Raw genomic sequence first — 18,839 nt, forward strand, 5'->3', positions numbered from 1 at the left:
ACTATCAACCTTTAAACTTATTAAATAAATCGGATGCTTTTTTCTGAAGCTCATCTAATTTTTCCGTTGCTTGAACTTTTAAATCATCTAGTTTTTCAGAAGCATCTTGCTTTAGTTCATTGGCTTTTAACTTTGCTTCATCTAACTTTTGACCCGCTTCAGTTTTGAAATGATCTAATTTATCTTTTAAATCACCCTGCTGTTCCGTTGCATCTTTTTTTAAATCATTTAAAGCTTTTTCGCCTCCAAGCTTTGCTTCTTTTGCAGAATGCTTTACATCATCTACGAGTTTCTCACCTTCTAACTGGACTTCTTTAGCTTTTAGCTTTACATCTTCACCAAGTTCAGCGGCCTTGTTTTTTAAATCATCTAAATTATTTGTATTCGACATTTTTAAATCCTCATTGTTATTAAGTTAATTTAACTATTATTTATACATATAAAAGTGTAAAAAACATCCTAAATCATCAAATCATAACAAACGAGATACATAAATTTGCGTATATTGTTTTTTCACCTTTCATTTCATAAAAAAGAAATAGCATGCTGAATTGTTTAATCAAAGAAAAAATACTTAGAATTTGTGATGAGAAAATAGCAAAGAAAGGTGAAACAGTTGGCTTATCTTTTTATGCTTTTTTTGCCAATAAAAATGATGACCCTGAAACTTTAATGCACGTTGCAACGTGGTGGATTCAAACACATAAACTTGATCATTTTGAAAAAGCGACAAAAATAAAGCAGCTTATTTCACAAGAAAAATAAACTGCTTTATTTCAATTGAAATTATTTGTTAAGCGCGAACCGTACTCATAAAACTTACCGCAGAGAACAACCAAATGAACAAAATAAAGCTTCGTTCTTGGTTAAAATGTTCAACATCCGTGCCATGTAAAATATTATGACGCGTTGCCGTGACTACAGAACTACTATCCATTTTATAAGCATTAATTTCTGCAAAATAACGGTTCAATTCAACAGCAATTTTGGACTTATGCCATAAGCTTTTAATTTCATTACCTTTTAAACCAGGTACAATTTTATAAACATCGACAAACTTGGTGCCGTTTTGCTTTAAGAAACCTGTTTGTAAAAGCACTTCAGTTAAAATACCTTCCAACTGCGAATATAAAACAGGAATACAGCCTGCATAAAAACCTAATTTATAAAGCTTTAATGCTTCAAGAATTACTAATCTACGCTGTGCCTTGGTTTCACCAATTTCAAGTGCATCAAAGGCTTTTAACATTTCAGTCTGAAAATGCTCACCGTTAATCACATCTAATAATTTAAATTCAGCTGCATTTTCAAAGTTTTGGTTTTCACGCCAAAAGTACAGTAAATTTAAAGCATCATTGGCAACTTTTTCACCTAAAGGTTGGTCTAGCTGTTCTGCCAAAACAGTAAAGTATTCTTCATTCGCTACCAATTCTTCTAGCGACTGAATTAGATGCTTATGTTCTTCTGCCGAAATGGCTTCTAAATATTGCTCTGCCTCTTTTAAAATATGATTACCCAGCTGTTTATTACGCTGTTCATTTTGCGGAATACGCGTTACAGGTTGGTCGAAATCAAAATCATCATCGATCATGGGTTTATCACTCTTTCGGCATTTCTTTAATAGGCTATTATCACTGTTATTGCCTTTGCAATATATAAATATTTACTTTATGAAAAGATTTCGCTGAAACCTTTGTGCATCTGCGCGCTATCTCATGTAAAATTACGCCCATTGCATAAAATACGAATGAGAGAGTTATATCCGTGCGTAATATTTTAGTTACTAACGCCCTTCCTTACGCCAATGGTCCAATCCATATGGGTCACTTACTCGGTTATATCCAAGCAGATATTTGGGTTCGTGCCATGCGTGCAATGGGTCATAACGTGACTTATGTATGTGCGGATGATGCTCACGGTACAGCAATTATGCTACGTGCCGAAGCAAATGGCATTTCACCAGAAGCGCAAATTGCCAATGTTCAAAAAGAGCATATTCGTGATTTTGATGGTTTTGGTGTTCACTTTGACCATTATGACTCTACAAATAGCGCAGAAAACAAAGCGCGTTCTGAAGAAATTTATATTAAAAACCGCGAAGCAGGCAATATTGCAGTTCGTCCTGTTTCTCAGTTATTTGACCCAGAAAAAGGCATGTTCTTGTCTGACCGTTTCATTAAAGGCACATGCCCTAAATGTAAAGCGGAAGATCAATACGGCGATTCATGTGAAGTTTGCGGAACAACATATAACGCAACTGAATTACTCAATCCAAAATCGACTTTAAGCGGTGCTGCTCCTGTAGAAAAATCTTCAGATCATTACTTCTTTAAACTTCCAAATTTTGCAGAATACTTACAAAAATGGACGCGTGACGAAGGTCGTTTACCTGTTTCTATTGCGAACAAGTTAGATGAATGGTTCGACAATGGCTTAAACGATTGGGATATTTCACGTGATGCGCCATATTTTGGTTTTGAAATTCCAGATGCACCAAACAAATATTTCTACGTTTGGGTAGATGCGCCAATTGGTTATATGTCTAGTTTTGAAAACTACATTAAAACTAAACGCCCTGAATTAAGCTTTGACGATTACTGGAAAAAAGATTCTAAAAATGAGGTGTATCACTTCATTGGTAAAGACATTGTTTATTTCCATGCATTGTTTTGGCCTGCAATGCTTGAAGGTGCAAACTACCGTACGCCATCTGGCTTATTCGTGAATGGTTTCTTGACTGTAAATGGTCAAAAAATGTCGAAGTCTCGTGGTACGTTCATTAAAGCAGAAACGTATTTAGAGCATTTAAACCCTGAATATTTACGTTACTACTTTGCGTCTAAACTTTCTGACAAAGTTGAAGATTCTGACTTAAACCTTGATGATTTTGTTCAAAAAGTGAATTCTGACTTGGTTGGTAAAGTTGTAAACATTGCGAGTCGTTGTGCAAAATTCATCAATACGAAATTTGACAATAAGTTAAGTGCAACTTGTGCTGAACCTGAATTGGTACAAAGCTTTATTGATGCAGGCGATTCTATTGCGAAAGCATATGAAGACCGTGAATTCTCTGCGGCTATTCGTGAAATTATGGGTCTTGCTGACAAAGCTAACCAATATATTGATGAGAAAAAGCCTTGGGCTTTAGCTAAAATTGAAGGTGAAGAACAACAAGTTCATGACGTTTGTTCTGTAGGTATTAACCTATTCCGCCAATTGGCAATTTACCTTGCGCCTGTATTGCCTACTTTGGCAGATCAAGTTCAAGCGTTCTTACAATTAGAAAGCTTCAATTTTGAATCTCGTAAGCAAGTTTTAGTTGCACACGAAATTGCATTGTTCCAACCGTTAATGCAACGTGTAGACCCAAAAGCAGTTGCTGCAATGGTAGATGCATCTAAAGACTCTTTAGCTGCGCCTGCTGAAGCGCCAAAAGTTGAAAAGAAAAAAGAAAAGAAAGTCGCTGAGAAAAAGCCTGAACCTAAAGTAAGCGAAGCTGAAATTATCGGTATCGAAGACTTTATGAAAATTGATTTGCGTGTAGCGGAAGTATTGGAAGCTGCAACCGTTGAAGGTTCTGACAAGCTTCTTCAATTGACTTTAAATGTCGGTGAAGCTGAGCCACGTAACGTATTTAGTGGTATTCGTGAGTTTTACCAACCTGAAGATTTAAAAGGCAAATTGGTGGTGATGGTTGCTAACCTTGCACCACGTAAAATGCGTTTTGGTATTTCGAATGGTATGGTTTTAGCTGCGGGTAATGGCAAAGGTGTTTGGGTGATTTCACCTGAATCTGGTGCTAAAGCTGGCGATAAAGTGTCTTAATTTTTAGATTAAGATAAGAAAAGCCTCTACGTTGTAGGGGCTTTTTTTATTTCATTATGACTTCAAAATTATAATTTTTTAACACACGAAGCTATTAAAAAATTAATAGGTGATGCTTTAGAGAAATAATCTAAATTATAATTTCTTTCAGCTGGTTGTAGATCCCTCAAACCAATAGCTGATGACCAAGCCAACCAATCTGATTGCCCTGTTTTTAAAAAATCTAATCTTATCTCTTTTAAACCAAAATTATTGACAGGAATCTCTAATATTTTAGCTTGAGCTATCTTATAATTACTTGAAAGCTTATAAATTTTCATTAATAATTTTCCAATTAAACTGACTTCAAGTAAGCAGTCTTCAACTAATTTTCCTAACCAAAATAGTTCATATTCTAAAAACAAGTGTTCACTTTCTAAATGTTCTAATAATACATTTGCTAGAAGTTCTTTATCTGTAATTCTTAGCGATACTGAGTAAACTTGTTTAATTAAATTTGGAAACTTTTTTAAAATATCTGGTAATACAATAAGAAGATTATCACTATAGTCTTTTAAAAAAGATAAAATTAATTCAGCATCTTCTTCCTCAATTTCATTGTCTTTTAATAAATTTAATAGTTGTTCAATTTGTGCTTCATTTAGAGAAAGAGCTGTTTGCTCTAACTGTTCTTGATCACTTACTTCAACACCTGAAACTAAATCATCTAGTCCATCAGTAGGTATAACAGCCTTTAGTGCTTGCTTTACAGTAGATAATGTACAACTAACTTCTTGATGTTCATAATTTAAAAATGTTTTTGTTGGATTAATATTTAATCCTTTACTGCCTAATAGCTTTTGAATTTTAATAAAATCTTTCTTTAATATATTTTGATCATTATCAAAAAGAATAAAATCGTCCATGAAACGAATAATTTTTGATGATTTCAATTCATGATTTAAATCAATATATTTCAAAAATTCATTACCTATCATTTTTGATGGATAGATCCCATGAGGCATAAAATCAATACTTCTACCCGAATTTATTTCTCGAAAAAATTGTCCAAAGAATATACTATCTGTCTCACTAATATCCTTAGATGCAAACCAATGACAAACATCATGATGGTATAAACTGTTGAAATATGAAGCGATATCAAATTTGAAATAACATGAAAATTCTTCCTTTAGTAAGTTCAAATCTGATTTAAAATTAGCATAGGCTTCGTGAACTTTTATAGCTTGTCCATCTTTAAACTTATAGCCAAAACATTTTCTTTCTTCACTTACAGCACCTCTAAATTTTGTACGATTACGATAAATTACATCGTAAATAAAAAATTCAGCAATAGGGTCTAATTTGATAGTCCTTCTTAAATGATTCTTAGGCTTAGTTGCATATACCTTTTGTTGTGATAAAAAGCTATATTCAGTCATTTCCGAGTTTAAAATTTTCTCGTAAACATATTTACTAATTTCCTCTAAATGATTTTCAATCAGAATCAAGTTTGTATTTAAAGGAAATAGGGTTGAAGGAAAATCTTGTTTATAAAATTCTATTACATTGCTCATTTGACACTTTGATTATTTAAACTAGATAATATAATGCCAATACTATACATAAAATATTGATAAAAAATAATATATTAAAAAATTTCCTATTCAATTTAACCCTAAGTGTTGTGATGATAGTCGGTTCAACGGCTTGAGTCGTGATGGCTGTAACACCTAAGCAAATAGCAGGCTACTACCATCACCAAATTGGCAATACCCAAATCACAGCCCTACTCGATGGTACAAAGTAATTTATTTTTATCATTTGCTCTTACAGTAATTGATGAATTAAAAAAAATCCCCTTCATTTAGGGGATTTTTATTTTAATTTCTCACCGATTTCACAGATCTAGGTCCATACATCAACCCTTTCTTTCGCTCATCAACCCTAAATAAATGAGAACTCACAACACGAGAAACATCATAACCCGCATCACTCATTTGATTCGAAACCTGATTCACCAAAGCAGAAACTAACATACCCGCTAAAGAATTATTACCATCACTACTACCTTGGCGTTGCTTATTCTGCCCTTCCCACAACAAAGCTCCTGTATTTAAATCAACCAATTTTGCTTCAACCTCAACAGTTACAACAGAATCAATCAACTGATACTTAGAACCATATTGCTTCACTTTTAAATACATTACAGCATCGGCACCAAAAATTTCTTTCAGCTTTTTTAAAGGAATGCTTTGTGCATCAAAACCATTGGTCACACCATTTTCTTTCAACATAGTGTCTACAACAGTTACAGGAAAAACATAATATCCTGCTTCTGCAAGTGGTGGCGTTACTGTAGACCAAAAGCCATTGGTTGCACGTGTATCTGGCGACTCATTAATGGGTGGTAAAACCACAATAGACGCAGGTATATTCGACAAATAAGCTGTACGATCTTCAATTTGATCGGCAAATGAATAAGTAGAAACCAAACTTAAGATGATAGAAGTGAAAAAACCTAACTTTTTCATTTTTTCACTCCACTCGAATTTGTTGCACCCATACGCTGTAACAAACGATTCATTAATACCGTAGATTCAGGATAAACCTGTTTCTCTAATTCAAAATACATGGCAGCACGTTGTGAGTTTTGAATATCTAAATTCAATAGACCCAAATGTGCATATAACCCAGGTGGTACTGCTCTATTTTCTGCTTTAGATATTTCTACATCTTTTTCAAGACGTGTAATTTGTTCTAAAGGTGAAGTCTTCTCTTTGCCACTCATATAATTATAAGTTTGTTGAGGAAATTCTCCCCAACGGTACAAAGAAGGATTGCCACCACCACATCCAACAAGAAAAAGACTCAATGCAATAAGAGCTAAAACTGTTTTTTTCATCAGTTAAAACCTATTAACGAGTAGACCACTTGCCAGTTTGAATATCTAAAACAAGATTATTTACAGCTTCACGAACAGCTAAATCTAAAACCTTACCATTCAATGTAGAATCGTAAGATGCATTAGATCCAAAACCTAAAATTTCACGTTCACTCAGTGCATATTCACCCGCACCTTGTACCGAATGAATCACTTCAGCCGTTTTTACATCTACAACATTTAAATTTACTTTTGCATAAGCAATTTGTGTTTTACCACGACCTAAAATACCAAAAAGTTGATGATCGCCCACTTCTTTACGACCAAACTCAGATACATCACCCGTTAACACATAACGTGCACCTTTAATGGCTTGGTTTGATTTTGAAAAACCTGCTTCTTGCTGTAATGCAGACAAATTGTCACGGTTTAAAACCGAGAAATAACCTGTTTGCTGTAAATGTGTTTCTAAAATTGTTTTTGCTTGACCACCTAAACGGTCAGTATTGTCTGAAAAAATACCGCGCATGTAGTTTGAACGGTTATCAAACTTACCAATTGAAACGGGTATTTTCACTCCGTTATAACGTACAGCAGAAGTTGCCGATGTTACTTGAGGCGATTGAATAGTTTTTGAAGTTTCTACTGTTGAACATGCCGTAAGAGATAGACAAGCTAGTGCTGTTACAAATAATGTTTTTTGAGTCATAATATTTATCCAAAAGTTGAGTAATTTTTTCGTAATCTAGCCAAAAAATATTTTATTACTGTTTATTTTGTGTACTTCATCACATTTAAATTGATGAGCTAGACTATATCAATCATGCATGGGCTTTCTTCTTCTAGAAGCAAAATGTTCTTTGTTAACTTAAGAAAACCAAATAAGTACTACATACAAAATATTTTAATGAAGAATTAATTCCTAATTTCTACTGTACATCATATTGCACCATTTATTAGCATTAAACTATTTCTGAATAAATGTTCAAATTAAATATATAAAAATTAAAATCTATTCCCTTTCTTTTAATAGAAATAATGCACCATTTTAGAACTAGACTTTATATTATTGCCTTATATCGAGTCTTCTTAATTCCATGTAATTTATCATCATAATTTCCCTTATTAATCACTCTTTTACTCTCAAATTTGCTCTATATACTGACTCTCAATTTGTGAAATCACGCACAAAATTGAGATATCCCATGCAAAATATAGATTTATTTTTTCTCCTACTTGGTTCAATTTTAGTCCTTTCCATGCACGCAGGATTTGCATTTTTAGAGCTTGGTACTGTTCGACATAAAAACCAAGTCAATGCCTTAAGTAAAATTTTAGCGGACTTTGCTATTTCAGCCACTGCATACTTTTTAGTCGGCTACTATCTTGCCTACGGTCAACACTTTTTCCACAGTGCAACAACCTTAGCCGCAGATCATGGCTATAACTTAATGCGTTGCTTCTTTTTACTCACTTTTGCTGCTGCCATACCTGCCATTATTTCAGGCGGTATTGCGGAACGTGCAAATATGAAAGCCCAAGCCATCGCAACATTATTCTTAGTCGCTTTAGTTTATCCATTTTTTGAAGGGATGATGTGGAACGGTAATTTTGGTGTCCAAAAATGGTTGGAAAATAATTTTGGTGCAAGTTTCCATGATTTTGCAGGTTCTATTATTGTGCATGCAATGGGTGGTTGGATTGCTTTGGCAGCTGTGATTTTACTTGGTGCCCGTCATGGACGTTATAAAAATGATGGTCGTGTTGTTGCCCACCCACCATCATCTATACCATTTTTAGCTCTAGGTTCTTGGGTTTTAATTATCGGTTGGTTTGGTTTTAATGTAATGAGTGCCCAACGTGTAGATGCCATTTCTGGTCTTGTTGCTATTAACTCGTTAATGGCAATGATTGGCGGAACACTGGCAGCCAAAATTGCAGGTAAAGATGACCCAGGCTTCTTATACAATGGACCACTAGCAGGTTTAGTTGCCATTTGTGCAGGGTCTGATGTTGTTCATCCTTTTGGGGCATTTATGATTGGTGCACTAGCAGGTCTTATATTTGTTAAATTATTTACTTACACACAAAACAAATTAAAAATTGATGATGTATTGGGCGTTTGGCCATTACACGGTGTATGTGGTGCTTTTGGTGGGCTTGCTGTTGGCTTATTTGGTCAACAATGGTTAGGCGGAATAGGTCATATTTCTATGATTTCTCAAATTATTGGCACCACAATTGCGATTACAGTTGCGTTAACAGGCGGGTTCTTGGTTTATGGTATGTTGAAGTTCACCATAGGTTTACGTTTAAGCCAAGAAGAAGAATATATAGGTGCAGACTTATCCATCCATAGAATTTCAGCCAATTCTGAAGACAATAGTTTTAGATAAATAAAAAGCCTCTTTTAAAGAGGCTTTTTTCATACTTTTTAATAAAACTACTTCATACCAAATATAAGTTTTAAACCAAGTACGGTCATTACAGCACCTGCTGCACGGTCAAAACCTGCTTTAAACTTTAAGTACACACGGCGCGGTTTCTCAGCAGATAATGCAACTGCCACCAATGAACACCACCCAGCATCAATAAAGAAACATAAAATAGGCAATGCAAAGTTGAAATAAAATGGGATTTCTTTAGGTAATAATGCAGTAAAAATACTTGCTAAAATAATGGCAGTTTTAGGATTTGATAATTGCGTAATTAAGCCCGTAGTATATGCACGACGTAAAGACATTTGCTTTGTCATATCGTCATTTGACTCAATAGGTTCTTTGGCATGTTTAATAATTTTAAATGCCATCCACAACAAATATAAACCACCGCAAATTTTTAATAATAAATATGCAGATGGAACAGCCAATAAAAATGCCTGTAAACCAAGCACAGCAAGTAAACCAAAAATTGCTGCACCTGTAGCAGTGCCCATAGCTGTAAATAAACCATGTTTACGTGAAATTGCAATTGCATTTTTTGCAACATAAATCGAAGTCGGTCCAGGACTCATTGCACCTAGCATTAAAGCAAAGGCAATTGAGCCCAAAATCCAAAATGATTCCACAGAAACACCTACATATTAAAATTCCGAAGCAATTTTACATATTACAATGTGAAATATCTCCCTGTTTTTAGCATTATTTTTGTAAAACTACAGAATTATTCACTACTTAATTGAACTTTCATGAAATAACAATACACTTAACTTGTTTAAGCCTATATTTCTAAAAAATAAGCTCATCTTCAAAAGAATACTTTCATGAATTTCATCATTTTTTTATTCTTGATAAAGCACTAACCCAAATACTCTACGTATAAAACACATTGCAACTTTAAATAACTATTTAAGCTTTTCGTTTAATGTCGTGGATGGTGAAAGTTTATAATCTTTATCATGTGCAGGAACACCACCAATAATCATGGTGCGTGCTTCTATTTGCTGCTGTTGTCCTGAAGTTTGCGTATCACATGCGGTCAAACTGAGTAAGGCAAACCATGTCAAAACTAGGGTTGTATATTTCATAGCAAATCCCTCTTTAATTCCTTTCTAATCAGCATAGCATTATTGATTAAAAAACAAACATTTTATTTTTATACTATTATTCTTCCGTCAAATACATTTCTTTATGCTGTGATTTATCGCTAATATTATTTGCCATACAACCAAAGCTTTTATTTTTATGTTTAATGAAATTGCAGAAAATATTCCAGAACAACATATTTCAATACACGGCATATCTATAACCATAAAACGTCTAGATTTGATTCATCCTGAAATTTCAGGCAATAAATTTTTTAAACTTAAATATAACTTTTTAGAAGCAAAAAACTTAGGCTACTCAGGTGTATTAACATTTGGTGGCGCATTTTCAAATCATATTGCTGCCACTGCTTTTGCAGCCCATCAGTTTGATTTTAAAAGTGTTGGAATTATTCGTGGCGAAGAGCTTGCACATAAAGTATTGAATCCTACTTTAATAACAGCACAAGATTTTGATATGCAATTAAAGTTCATTTCCCGTGAACAATATCGCTTAAAAGATTCCTCTAATTTCCTTGCTGAGCTGAAACAACAATATCCTGATTATTATATTATTCCTGAAGGCGGAACAAATGATCTTGCTATTCAAGGCTGTAAGGAAATTTTAACTGAAGCTGATCGTGAAAATTTTGACTTAATTTGTTGTGCTGTGGGTACAGGTGGCACAATTACAGGCATTATCGAATCAAGTGCTCAACATCAAACCGTACTTGGTTTTTCTGCATTAAAAGGTAATTTTTTAACTCAAGATGTTCAAACAAGAACTCAAAAAACCAATTGGCAAATCACCGATGAATTTTGCTGTGGTGGCTATGCAAAAACCACTCCTGAACTTTTAAGTTTTATACAAAACTTTGAAAATGAATTTTCAATTCCACTTGAACATATCTATACCGCAAAAATGTTATTGGGTCTTTCTAAAATGATTCAACAAAAACACATTGCTCCATCCACAAAAATTTTGGCAATTCATACAGGTGGCTTACAAGGTCGGCTTAAATCAGAATAAGTCTGAAAAACAGCGTAAAATTGTCTATAATGCCCTGCTTTTATCTCCTGTGAGTTTGTCATGTCTTCTAATCAGTATGATGTCTTAGTTTTAGGTGCGGGTGCATCTGGTTTAATGACGGCATATATGGCAGCTCAACGTGGGCGTAAAGTGGTTGTCGTTGAAAAAGCCAATAAAGTAGGTAAAAAAATTCTAATGTCAGGTGGGGGTAAATGTAACTTTACCAATCTATATGTAGAGCCATCTAACTTTATTTCGCATAATCCACATTTCGTAATTTCTGCCCTATCTCGATATACCAATTGGGATTTTATTGGCATGGTCTGCGAGTACGGCATTGAATATGAAGAGCGCAAACATGGGCAATTATTTACCCAAAATGGTGCAAAAGAAATTTTAGCTATGCTCTTGGCAGAATGTGACAAAACAGGTTTAGTCGACATTAAAACCAACTGCGAAGTAAAAGCAGTAAATGCTCTAGATGATCAAGGTTTTCAAGTTGCGACCAATATTGGTTATTTCCAAGCAGAGTCTGTTGTTGTCGCTTCAGGTGGTTTATCTATTCCAACGTTGGGCGGTTCCGCAATTGGTTATGATATTGCCAAACAATTTGGTCATCATGTTTATCCAACTCGAGCAGGACTTGTGCCATTTACCTTTACAGATGGTTTTAAGGAAGTCACCACTCGCCTCAGCGGTAATGCCGTTGAAGCAACGCTTTCAAATGACTTAAATAGCTTTACAGAAGCTTTATTATTCACGCACCGTGGTTTAAGTGGCCCTAGCTCACTACAACTTTCTAATTATTGGGATGCAGGTCAAAGTTTCAAAATTGACTTCTTACCTTCAATCGATCTAAAAGATTTTTTCAAAGCGAAAAAGCAAAGCCAACCCAAAGTTTTATTGCGTACACTACTTTCAGAATATTTCCCGAAAAGTGTTGTAGCAGAATTACAGCAACTGATTTGGGCTGAACAAGCAGAAATCTCAATTGCCAATATTAGCGATGAAAAACTTGAACACATTGCATCACGCTTGCATGCTTTTGAAGTAAAACCATCTGGAACTGAAGGCTACAGAACAGCAGAAGTGACTTTAGGTGGTGTAGATACAACTGAGGTTTCATCTAAAACAATGGAAAGTAAAAAGCAAAAAGGCTTGTATTTTGTAGGTGAAATTTTAGATGTAACAGGACATTTAGGTGGGTTTAACTTCCAATGGGCATGGTCTTCAGCACATGCCGCATCGGAATATGTTTAATTTTATGAAGTGTTAAATTAGATTACTCTAAATAATCTGTTCTAAATAAAGTTACATTTCTTGCATTCTTCACACGCTGAAGTGTGCAATCCATTTTTTCTACCGCTTTTACAATATGTAAAGGTGGTGAAGTGAATGTATGTGTCTTCTTAATTTGTATATTCATCATTTTTAAAATCCCCATTTTATAAATTCCTATTATTTTAAAATTTATATGTTTAATAAAAATACAGTACTAACATGTAAATATTATTAAATTCTCATTATTTACAATAAACAAAATAGACCATTTTTTTACTTTTCTTGCCCTTTATTTTCTCCTTTTTGACTTAGATCTTTTTCTATTTCTAGCTTTTCATTTGCAAAAATGAACTTATATGCACTTGCAAGAAGCCCTACTGTTAGCCCAGCGATCACAATTGGTGCAAACCAATTATTCGGTTTTTTCTTTGCCATATTCGGTCCTTATTGATCAAATGATTCTTATATTGTTTTGTATAATATTTAAACTAATATATTTTTCATTTCAATAACAATTATTATTTTCGAATCATCCTTAAAAGTGATCTATGCTCGTTCGATCAACAGATATGTGCGTGTTACCTTGAAATATGAGCTATACTATGTGCCCAATTTATGCACTTTAAGAGTTATATGGCGTATCGTCAGCAAAGTGTAACGCTTGATCTAGACACTGACGTCACACATCAATGTTCATTGCACTACACTCGTGACCAACACTTAATTGGTATTATCGAGTTTAATAAACCTTCTTATATTCTAAAATGGGGCGATCTTGAATATTTTCGTCGTCGTACAGAAGAGCTTTCTGTAATGCCATTCCCAGAATGTATTAATGCGATGGTTATCGATATTCGAAATATTGTGTCATTTTTAGATAATGAAGTTCCTATTATTCCGTGGCGTTTACTTGAAGAAGAATGTCCAATTCGTCTAGTTGTTCCACATGATCGTTTAGAACATTACATGGGGATATTTGAGCCTACATGGCTAACAACAGATGTAGAAACTGCTATTCACGAACTTCGCGAATTTATGGATATGTTTGTACATTAAAATGTATTCAACAAAAAACCTCCTTATTGGAGGTTTTTTTATTTTCATAACTCCTCCCTTTTTTAAAGGGAGGTTGGGAGGGACTCGATTCTGAATAAATATAGCCAATAGAATCCACCCAACCCCTCCTTTTTCAAAGGAGGGGGTTCAAAGGTATTACCAATAATTCTCTACTGCAATATTCCCTTCTCCACGACGGTTCATGGTCAGTCCACGCGCTTTTAATGCTTCTTTTGTGTCTTCAACCATTTGTGGGTTACCACAAAGCATAATATGCGTGGTTTCAGGATTAAGCCCTAAACCAACAGCTTTTTCTAAATCACCATTTGCAATAAGTACAGGTAAACGATCATGTAAAGGTGCTTCTGGGTCACGCGTAATAATTGGCGTAAACTTAAAACCTGTATGCCCTTCACCAAAAGTTTCAGCAATTTCTTGAATGCGTTCTGCATAAGCTAGTTCTGATGCCGTACGTACGCTATATACTAAATTAATATTTTTATAATTTTTCCATGTTTCAAAATCTTGAAGCATAGAAATAAATGGTGCTAAACCTGTACCTGTTCCCAATAGCCATAAATCTTGTGGCAAAGGCAGTTGATAACGTGCAAGGGTTAAATAACCATAAGGAATTTTTTCTAAATAAAGTTCATCGCCTACTTTTAAATGTTGTAAGTTCGATGTAAATGCACCATCAGGAACAACAATCGAGAAGAACTCCAATGTTTCATCAAAAGGTGATGAAACAACAGAATATGCACGAACCACCAATTCATCTCCAACTTTTAAACCAATACGAGCAAATTGACCTGCCGTAAATTTAAAATGAGATGGCCGTGTCATAGTGAAACTAAAGAGTGTATTGGTCCAACGATGTACAGATAAAACTTTTTCTAGACTAAATTTCTCAATTGACATGATTTGTACGTGGCATGAAAGACTATGCTCATGTTAGCATGGCGTTATAATTTGTGAATAACTTTATATGTTAAGGCTCAACCCATGCGCATGACATTACGCCAATTGGCTGTTTTTGTAGCAGTCGCTCAGGAAGGTACAGTCACTAAAGCTAGTGATGCCGTTAAGCTCACTCAAAGTGCTGCAAGTATGGCTTTAGCAGATCTAGAAGATGGCTTAGGTGCTCCACTGTTTGACCGCTTAGGTAAAAGATTACAACTCAATGATTTAGGTCGTTTTTTGCTTCCACAAGCTCTAGAAATTTTAGGTCGTTGTGATGCTTTTGAACAAGCAGCAAAAGGTGAGCTTCAAAGTATTGATTTAAGACTCGGTGCAACTCTCACCATTAGTGATTATTTAATGCCTGATCTTATGGCGAACTTCTTAAAAGTTCAGCCTCAAGCTCACCTACAACTTCAAGTAGGTAACACGCGTCAAATGATTGAAGCTGTAAATCAGTTCCAACTCGATTTAGCGCTTATTGAAGGTTCGTGCCACTTACCACAACTTCAATGTATTCATTGGCGTGATGATGAGCTAGCCGTATGTTGTTCACCAGATCATCCATTAGCAAAGTTAAATCGTGCTTTAACCATTAACGACTTTAAAGATGTTCAGTGGATTTTACGTGAAGAAGGTTCTGGTACACGTGAAGTGTTCGACAATGCCATATTAAAAGACCTACCCGATGCAAATATTCGTTTAACCTTAGGACATAACGAAGCCATTTTAAAAATTGTTGCGGGCGGTTTAGGTATGTCATGTATTTCTAAACTTGCGATTGAACCCTTACTTGAAAAGCAACAAATTGTCATTTTAGACACACCATTTTGGCAATTAACTCGTCCATTATTTATGCTTGTTCATCGTCAAAAATACCAAGGTCCTGGTCTAAAAGCATTTATGAAATATTGCGATCAATAACTAAATATCTACACATAAAAAGTGCCTCTAGAGGCACTTTTTTATGAAATATTCATTATGCTTTTTAATTAACGACCAAACTGTCTTTCACAAGGAATACCATCATGATTACCATCCATTTTTACATTAGGACAATTTCTTAAAAAATATACGGCTTCTTCATAAGAACGCATTTGTGAACAATGCTGACGACCATCACAGCTAAATTGATTTATAGAGTTTTTATTACTTGCCTGTTGATAAATAACAGTCTGAACCTGCTCTTGAGGGTTTTGTTCTAATTTATAATTTTGATATTTTTCATAAACAAAATACCCCAATACGCAAATTACCACTAATCCAAATGTAGTAAACAACGATCCTCCCTTTGAAGAATGATGTTTTATATCTGGCTGCTTTTCGAGAACAGATCGACTCTGAGGCGTATAGCGTTCGCTCTCAACTTTAATATCGATTCGATTAAGATGAATTGCCTTCAACTTTCCATTTTCTTCACTAATTTGGAAATAAACTGTCTCACCTATTTCAGGTTCAATTTTCTTATTCGGCATATCATTAATATGAAAAAAAATATCTTTTGTATTTCCTTTTACTTCTATAAAACCATATCCCTTTTCTGAATTATAGGTTTTAACGGTCCCCTCTTTAAGCATGCTTAACTCTTATTGGTTGAATTTTCTCATTATTCTAATAAAAAAAGAGGCTTTATGCCTCTTTTAATACTCATTATTTCCAAATTTTATTGAGTAAATATATGTCTATTTACGGAAATCTGATAATAATGCAGATGTAATTGATTTATTGTGTGTCGCTACTTTAGATTTCTTTGCCTTTTTTGACAAATCTTCCAAACGTTCAATTTTCACAGCTTTAAACTTATCACCATTCTTTACTGCTTCAAATTTTACCTTATCATTTCTTTTGGGTTCAGTTTCTGTCGGGAAATCTGAAATATGAAAAAAAATATCACCCTCAGAAGATGAAATAAATCCAAATCCTTTTTCAGGATCAAACTTTATTATTTTGCCTTTATATTGCTCAGACATCACTCACACCTTAAAACAAATCACACTTCTATCAGTATATAAAAAAAGAGGCTAAAAAGCCTCTTTTTGCTCATATTCAGAATTAATCTTTTTGTACTGAACCAAAGATTTTATCGCCTGCATCACCAAGACCAGGAACGATATAACCATTTTCATTTAAACCATCATCAATAGAAGCAGTAAACATCACAACATCTGGATGAGCTTCTTCAACACGCTTAATACCTTCTGGTGCTGCAACAAGAACCATAACGCGAATATCTTTACAGCCACTTGCTTTCAACACATCAATTGCAGCAACTAAAGATGAACCTGTTGCTAACATTGGATCAATGATCATTGCAATACGGTTTTGAACATCTGGTACTAATTTTTTATAATATGTACGTGCTTCTAAAGTTTCTTCATCACGCTCTAAGCCAAGAACAGAAACTTTAGCACTTGGAATTAAGTTTAAGAAACCATCTAACATGCCAATACCAGCACGTAAAATTGGCACAACTGTAATTTTTTTACCTGCAATACGCTGAGTTGTTACTGGACCAGCCCAACCTTCAATTTCATGATCACACATTGGTAAGTCTTTTGTTGCTTCATAAGTTAGCAACATTGTTACTTCTTGAGCAAGCTCACGGAAGTTTTTAGTGCTAATTTCAGCACGTCGAAGCAAACCAAGTTTATGTCGAATTAATGGATGTTGAATTTCATGGATAGCCACGGGAGAACACCTAAAATGGTAAATAAATTTTTACCATTATAAAGGCATTTTGTCTTAGGAAAAAATAAAAAAGCCCCCAATTTGGAGGCTTTTTTTAATTATGTCGATCTTTTACGTAGATTAACGTGAACTCATCATCATATGTAATGGAGAAAGAATCTCAGATTGTACAGCCAAGCTAATAATTGGATCAGGATAAATACCAATCACCAATACAGCTAGAGTCGCTAACAATACCATGATGCCACCCACTTTTTGACCCCAGTGATCTACAGCATCAATACGTGGGTTTTCTGGTGGAGTCATGTACATTACGATAATTACACGTAAGTAGTAGTACAAGCCAATACCTGAACCCACAATGATCATTGCAGCAAGGAACCAATGTTGAGCTGTTACCGCAGCCATAACAACTAAGAACTTACCAATGAAGCCCGCAGTTAATGGAATACCTGCTAGTGATAACATCATTACTGTTAATACAGCAGTTAATACTGGACGACGCCAGAATAAACCACGGTACTCAGCAAGACTTTCAGCCTCATCTGTATTGTTATATGGGCTAGACATAAGCGCTACCGCACCAAACGCACCAATTGTTGTTAATACATAAGTAATAACATAAACAGATACGTTACCAAGGCTAGCAAACGTTAAGCTAATTAAACCAATTAACAAGTAACCAAAATGAGCAATTGAAGAGTAAGCTAAAATACGTTTTAAGTTCACTTGACGAACTGCAAGGAAGTTACCTACAAGAATAGATAACACAGCAATAATAGTTAATAGTGTAACTACTGATTGAACTGCAATTGCGCCTGAAGAAAGTAAGTAACGTACAAACAAACCAATTGTGGCAACTTTCGCAGCTGTTGCTAAGAATGTTGCAATTGGTGCTGGAGCACCTGCATAAACATCTGGTGTCCATTTATGGAATGGAGCAAGAGATAATTTAAATGCAACAGCAAAGATAATGAATGCGATACCAATCAACACAAGTGGTTGATGTAGATTTTGCAATAATGTTTGTACAGAATCATAGAATGATAATGAACCTGTGTAGGCATAAATATACGCCATACCCATTAACAACATTGCAGAAGCTGTAGCTGAAAGTACAAGATACTTCACACCTGCTTCTAAAGATTTAGAACGCTGATGCGTATACGCCAATAAGCCGTATACAGGAATCGACATTAACTCAAGGCTAATGAAGAACGAAGCATAGTTTGAACTTGCAACCATCAACATTGCGCCCGTTACCGAGCCCAACATTAAGATATAGAGTTCTTCACGTTGATCTTTATAAGTCTCAATATAAGCATGAGATAAAGTACAACAAGCAAGTGCTGCAATTAAAATTAACAATTGATAAAGCATCGTAAATGGATCAACCATAAACATGCCCATCACGTTTGATGGCGCAAATGAGCCACCAAACATTGTGAATAAAATTAAAACTACAGCAAGGTTTAAACCGACCACTGAAGCTGTCGCAATTAAATCATGATTACGTTTAATTGCGGTGAGAATCATCACGACGATCATAGTCAACGCTACGATCATCACAGGAGCCAATGGCATAAGCTCAGAAAATGACATTGTGAAGTTCATGA

At 34.7% G+C, this 18,839-nt stretch carries 22 protein-coding genes; 7 read left to right on the forward strand and 15 right to left on the reverse strand.

Going from position 1 to position 18,839, the window contains the following annotated elements:
- Nucleotides 1-4: 4 nt before the first annotated feature.
- The gene (locus tag AC5YC8_RS05145) at nucleotides 5-391 is read right to left on the reverse strand and encodes a hypothetical protein (protein ID WP_496163785.1); all 387 of its coding nucleotides are present in this window, start codon (nucleotides 389-391) and stop codon (nucleotides 5-7) included.
- A 152-nt stretch (nucleotides 392-543) separates the two neighbouring features.
- Between AC5YC8_RS05145 and AC5YC8_RS05150 the strand changes: the two genes are divergently transcribed.
- Nucleotides 544-765, forward strand: a complete 222-nt coding sequence (locus tag AC5YC8_RS05150; protein WP_496116488.1) for a DUF6500 family protein — start codon at nucleotides 544-546, stop codon at nucleotides 763-765.
- Between the two features lie 28 nt (nucleotides 766-793).
- On the opposite strand, the gene AC5YC8_RS05155 is transcribed toward AC5YC8_RS05150, so the two are convergent.
- Nucleotides 794-1,591, reverse strand: a complete 798-nt coding sequence (locus AC5YC8_RS05155) for a hypothetical protein (protein WP_496163786.1) — start codon at nucleotides 1,589-1,591, stop codon at nucleotides 794-796.
- Between the two features lie 173 nt (nucleotides 1,592-1,764).
- Between AC5YC8_RS05155 and metG the strand changes: the two genes are divergently transcribed.
- Nucleotides 1,765-3,825, forward strand: coding sequence for a methionine--tRNA ligase (gene metG, locus AC5YC8_RS05160; RefSeq protein ID WP_496163787.1), 2,061 nt, complete (start codon nucleotides 1,765-1,767; stop codon nucleotides 3,823-3,825).
- Between the two features lie 68 nt (nucleotides 3,826-3,893).
- On the opposite strand, the gene drt5 is transcribed toward metG, so the two are convergent.
- The 4 genes from drt5 to AC5YC8_RS05180 form a co-directional block, all read right to left on the reverse strand.
- Nucleotides 3,894-5,381 (reverse strand): antiviral reverse transcriptase Drt5, encoded by a 1,488-nt coding sequence (gene drt5, locus AC5YC8_RS05165; RefSeq protein ID WP_496163788.1) that lies wholly within the window; start codon nucleotides 5,379-5,381, stop codon nucleotides 3,894-3,896.
- Between the two features lie 306 nt (nucleotides 5,382-5,687).
- Nucleotides 5,688-6,338 carry a DUF799 domain-containing protein gene (locus AC5YC8_RS05170; RefSeq protein WP_496163789.1) on the reverse strand — a complete coding sequence of 217 codons (651 nt, stop codon included), beginning with the start codon at nucleotides 6,336-6,338 and terminating at the stop codon, nucleotides 5,688-5,690.
- Nucleotides 6,335-6,709, reverse strand: a complete 375-nt coding sequence (locus tag AC5YC8_RS05175) for a DUF4810 domain-containing protein (protein WP_496116496.1) — start codon at nucleotides 6,707-6,709, stop codon at nucleotides 6,335-6,337. The genes AC5YC8_RS05170 and AC5YC8_RS05175 overlap by 4 nt, the downstream gene beginning before the upstream one ends.
- Before the next feature lie 13 nt (nucleotides 6,710-6,722).
- Nucleotides 6,723-7,397, reverse strand: coding sequence for a CsgG/HfaB family protein (locus tag AC5YC8_RS05180; RefSeq protein WP_496163790.1), 675 nt, complete (start codon nucleotides 7,395-7,397; stop codon nucleotides 6,723-6,725).
- A gap of 496 nt (nucleotides 7,398-7,893) precedes the next feature.
- Between AC5YC8_RS05180 and AC5YC8_RS05185 the strand changes: the two genes are divergently transcribed.
- Nucleotides 7,894-9,084: an ammonium transporter gene (locus tag AC5YC8_RS05185; protein ID WP_496163791.1), complete on the forward strand. Its 1,191-nt coding sequence runs from the start codon at nucleotides 7,894-7,896 to the stop codon at nucleotides 9,082-9,084.
- 47 nt (nucleotides 9,085-9,131) lie between these two features.
- Here AC5YC8_RS05185 and AC5YC8_RS05190 read toward each other — a convergent pair whose 3' ends face one another.
- Both AC5YC8_RS05190 and AC5YC8_RS05195 read right to left on the reverse strand, forming a co-directional pair.
- Entirely contained in the window at nucleotides 9,132-9,755 is a 624-nt protein-coding gene (locus tag AC5YC8_RS05190; RefSeq protein WP_496116499.1) for a LysE family translocator, read from the reverse strand.
- A gap of 276 nt (nucleotides 9,756-10,031) precedes the next feature.
- Entirely contained in the window at nucleotides 10,032-10,214 is a 183-nt protein-coding gene (locus AC5YC8_RS05195; protein ID WP_496163792.1) for an NF038215 family lipoprotein, read from the reverse strand.
- 157 nt (nucleotides 10,215-10,371) lie between these two features.
- Between AC5YC8_RS05195 and AC5YC8_RS05200 the strand changes: the two genes are divergently transcribed.
- On the forward strand, nucleotides 10,372-11,241 hold the full coding sequence (locus AC5YC8_RS05200; protein WP_496163793.1) for a 1-aminocyclopropane-1-carboxylate deaminase/D-cysteine desulfhydrase: 870 nt from the start codon (nucleotides 10,372-10,374) through the stop codon (nucleotides 11,239-11,241).
- Between the two features lie 60 nt (nucleotides 11,242-11,301).
- The gene (locus AC5YC8_RS05205) at nucleotides 11,302-12,501 is read left to right on the forward strand and encodes a BaiN/RdsA family NAD(P)/FAD-dependent oxidoreductase (RefSeq protein WP_496116502.1); all 1,200 of its coding nucleotides are present in this window, start codon (nucleotides 11,302-11,304) and stop codon (nucleotides 12,499-12,501) included.
- Between the two features lie 22 nt (nucleotides 12,502-12,523).
- On the opposite strand, the gene AC5YC8_RS05210 is transcribed toward AC5YC8_RS05205, so the two are convergent.
- Together AC5YC8_RS05210 and AC5YC8_RS05215 are read right to left on the reverse strand one after the other, a co-directional pair.
- Nucleotides 12,524-12,670, reverse strand: a complete 147-nt coding sequence (locus tag AC5YC8_RS05210; protein ID WP_496116503.1) for a hypothetical protein — start codon at nucleotides 12,668-12,670, stop codon at nucleotides 12,524-12,526.
- Between the two features lie 125 nt (nucleotides 12,671-12,795).
- Nucleotides 12,796-12,957: a hypothetical protein gene (locus tag AC5YC8_RS05215; protein ID WP_496116504.1), complete on the reverse strand. Its 162-nt coding sequence runs from the start codon at nucleotides 12,955-12,957 to the stop codon at nucleotides 12,796-12,798.
- Nucleotides 12,958-13,155: 198 nt separating this feature from the next.
- Here AC5YC8_RS05215 and AC5YC8_RS05220 point away from each other — a divergent pair, with 198 nt between their 5' ends.
- Nucleotides 13,156-13,578 (forward strand): hypothetical protein, encoded by a 423-nt coding sequence (locus AC5YC8_RS05220; protein WP_496116598.1) that lies wholly within the window; start codon nucleotides 13,156-13,158, stop codon nucleotides 13,576-13,578.
- Between the two features lie 156 nt (nucleotides 13,579-13,734).
- Here the strand turns inward: AC5YC8_RS05220 and AC5YC8_RS05225 are convergent, their stop codons facing one another.
- Nucleotides 13,735-14,496, reverse strand: a complete 762-nt coding sequence (locus AC5YC8_RS05225) for a ferredoxin--NADP reductase (protein WP_496116505.1) — start codon at nucleotides 14,494-14,496, stop codon at nucleotides 13,735-13,737.
- An 84-nt stretch (nucleotides 14,497-14,580) separates the two neighbouring features.
- On the opposite strand from AC5YC8_RS05225, the gene gigC reads away from it, so the two are divergent.
- Complete coding sequence (gigC, locus tag AC5YC8_RS05230; protein WP_496116506.1) at nucleotides 14,581-15,459, forward strand: LysR family transcriptional regulator GigC; 879 nt, start codon at nucleotides 14,581-14,583, stop codon at nucleotides 15,457-15,459.
- Nucleotides 15,460-15,527: 68 nt separating this feature from the next.
- On the opposite strand, the gene AC5YC8_RS05235 is transcribed toward gigC, so the two are convergent.
- The 4 genes from AC5YC8_RS05235 to nuoN all read right to left on the reverse strand — a co-directional run bounded on the left by AC5YC8_RS05235 (nucleotide 15,528) and on the right by nuoN (nucleotide 18,837).
- Nucleotides 15,528-16,112 (reverse strand): cold shock domain-containing protein, encoded by a 585-nt coding sequence (locus AC5YC8_RS05235; protein ID WP_496163794.1) that lies wholly within the window; start codon nucleotides 16,110-16,112, stop codon nucleotides 15,528-15,530.
- 105 nt (nucleotides 16,113-16,217) lie between these two features.
- The gene (locus AC5YC8_RS05240) at nucleotides 16,218-16,505 is read right to left on the reverse strand and encodes a cold shock domain-containing protein (protein ID WP_496116508.1); all 288 of its coding nucleotides are present in this window, start codon (nucleotides 16,503-16,505) and stop codon (nucleotides 16,218-16,220) included.
- A gap of 82 nt (nucleotides 16,506-16,587) precedes the next feature.
- On the reverse strand, nucleotides 16,588-17,223 hold the full coding sequence (gene upp / locus AC5YC8_RS05245; RefSeq protein ID WP_496116509.1) for a uracil phosphoribosyltransferase: 636 nt from the start codon (nucleotides 17,221-17,223) through the stop codon (nucleotides 16,588-16,590).
- A 120-nt stretch (nucleotides 17,224-17,343) separates the two neighbouring features.
- Entirely contained in the window at nucleotides 17,344-18,837 is a 1,494-nt protein-coding gene (gene nuoN, locus AC5YC8_RS05250) for an NADH-quinone oxidoreductase subunit NuoN (protein WP_496116510.1), read from the reverse strand.
- Between the last annotated feature and the right edge of the window lie 2 nt (nucleotides 18,838-18,839).

It is taken from the genome of Acinetobacter sp. FY731 (assembly GCF_059515905.1).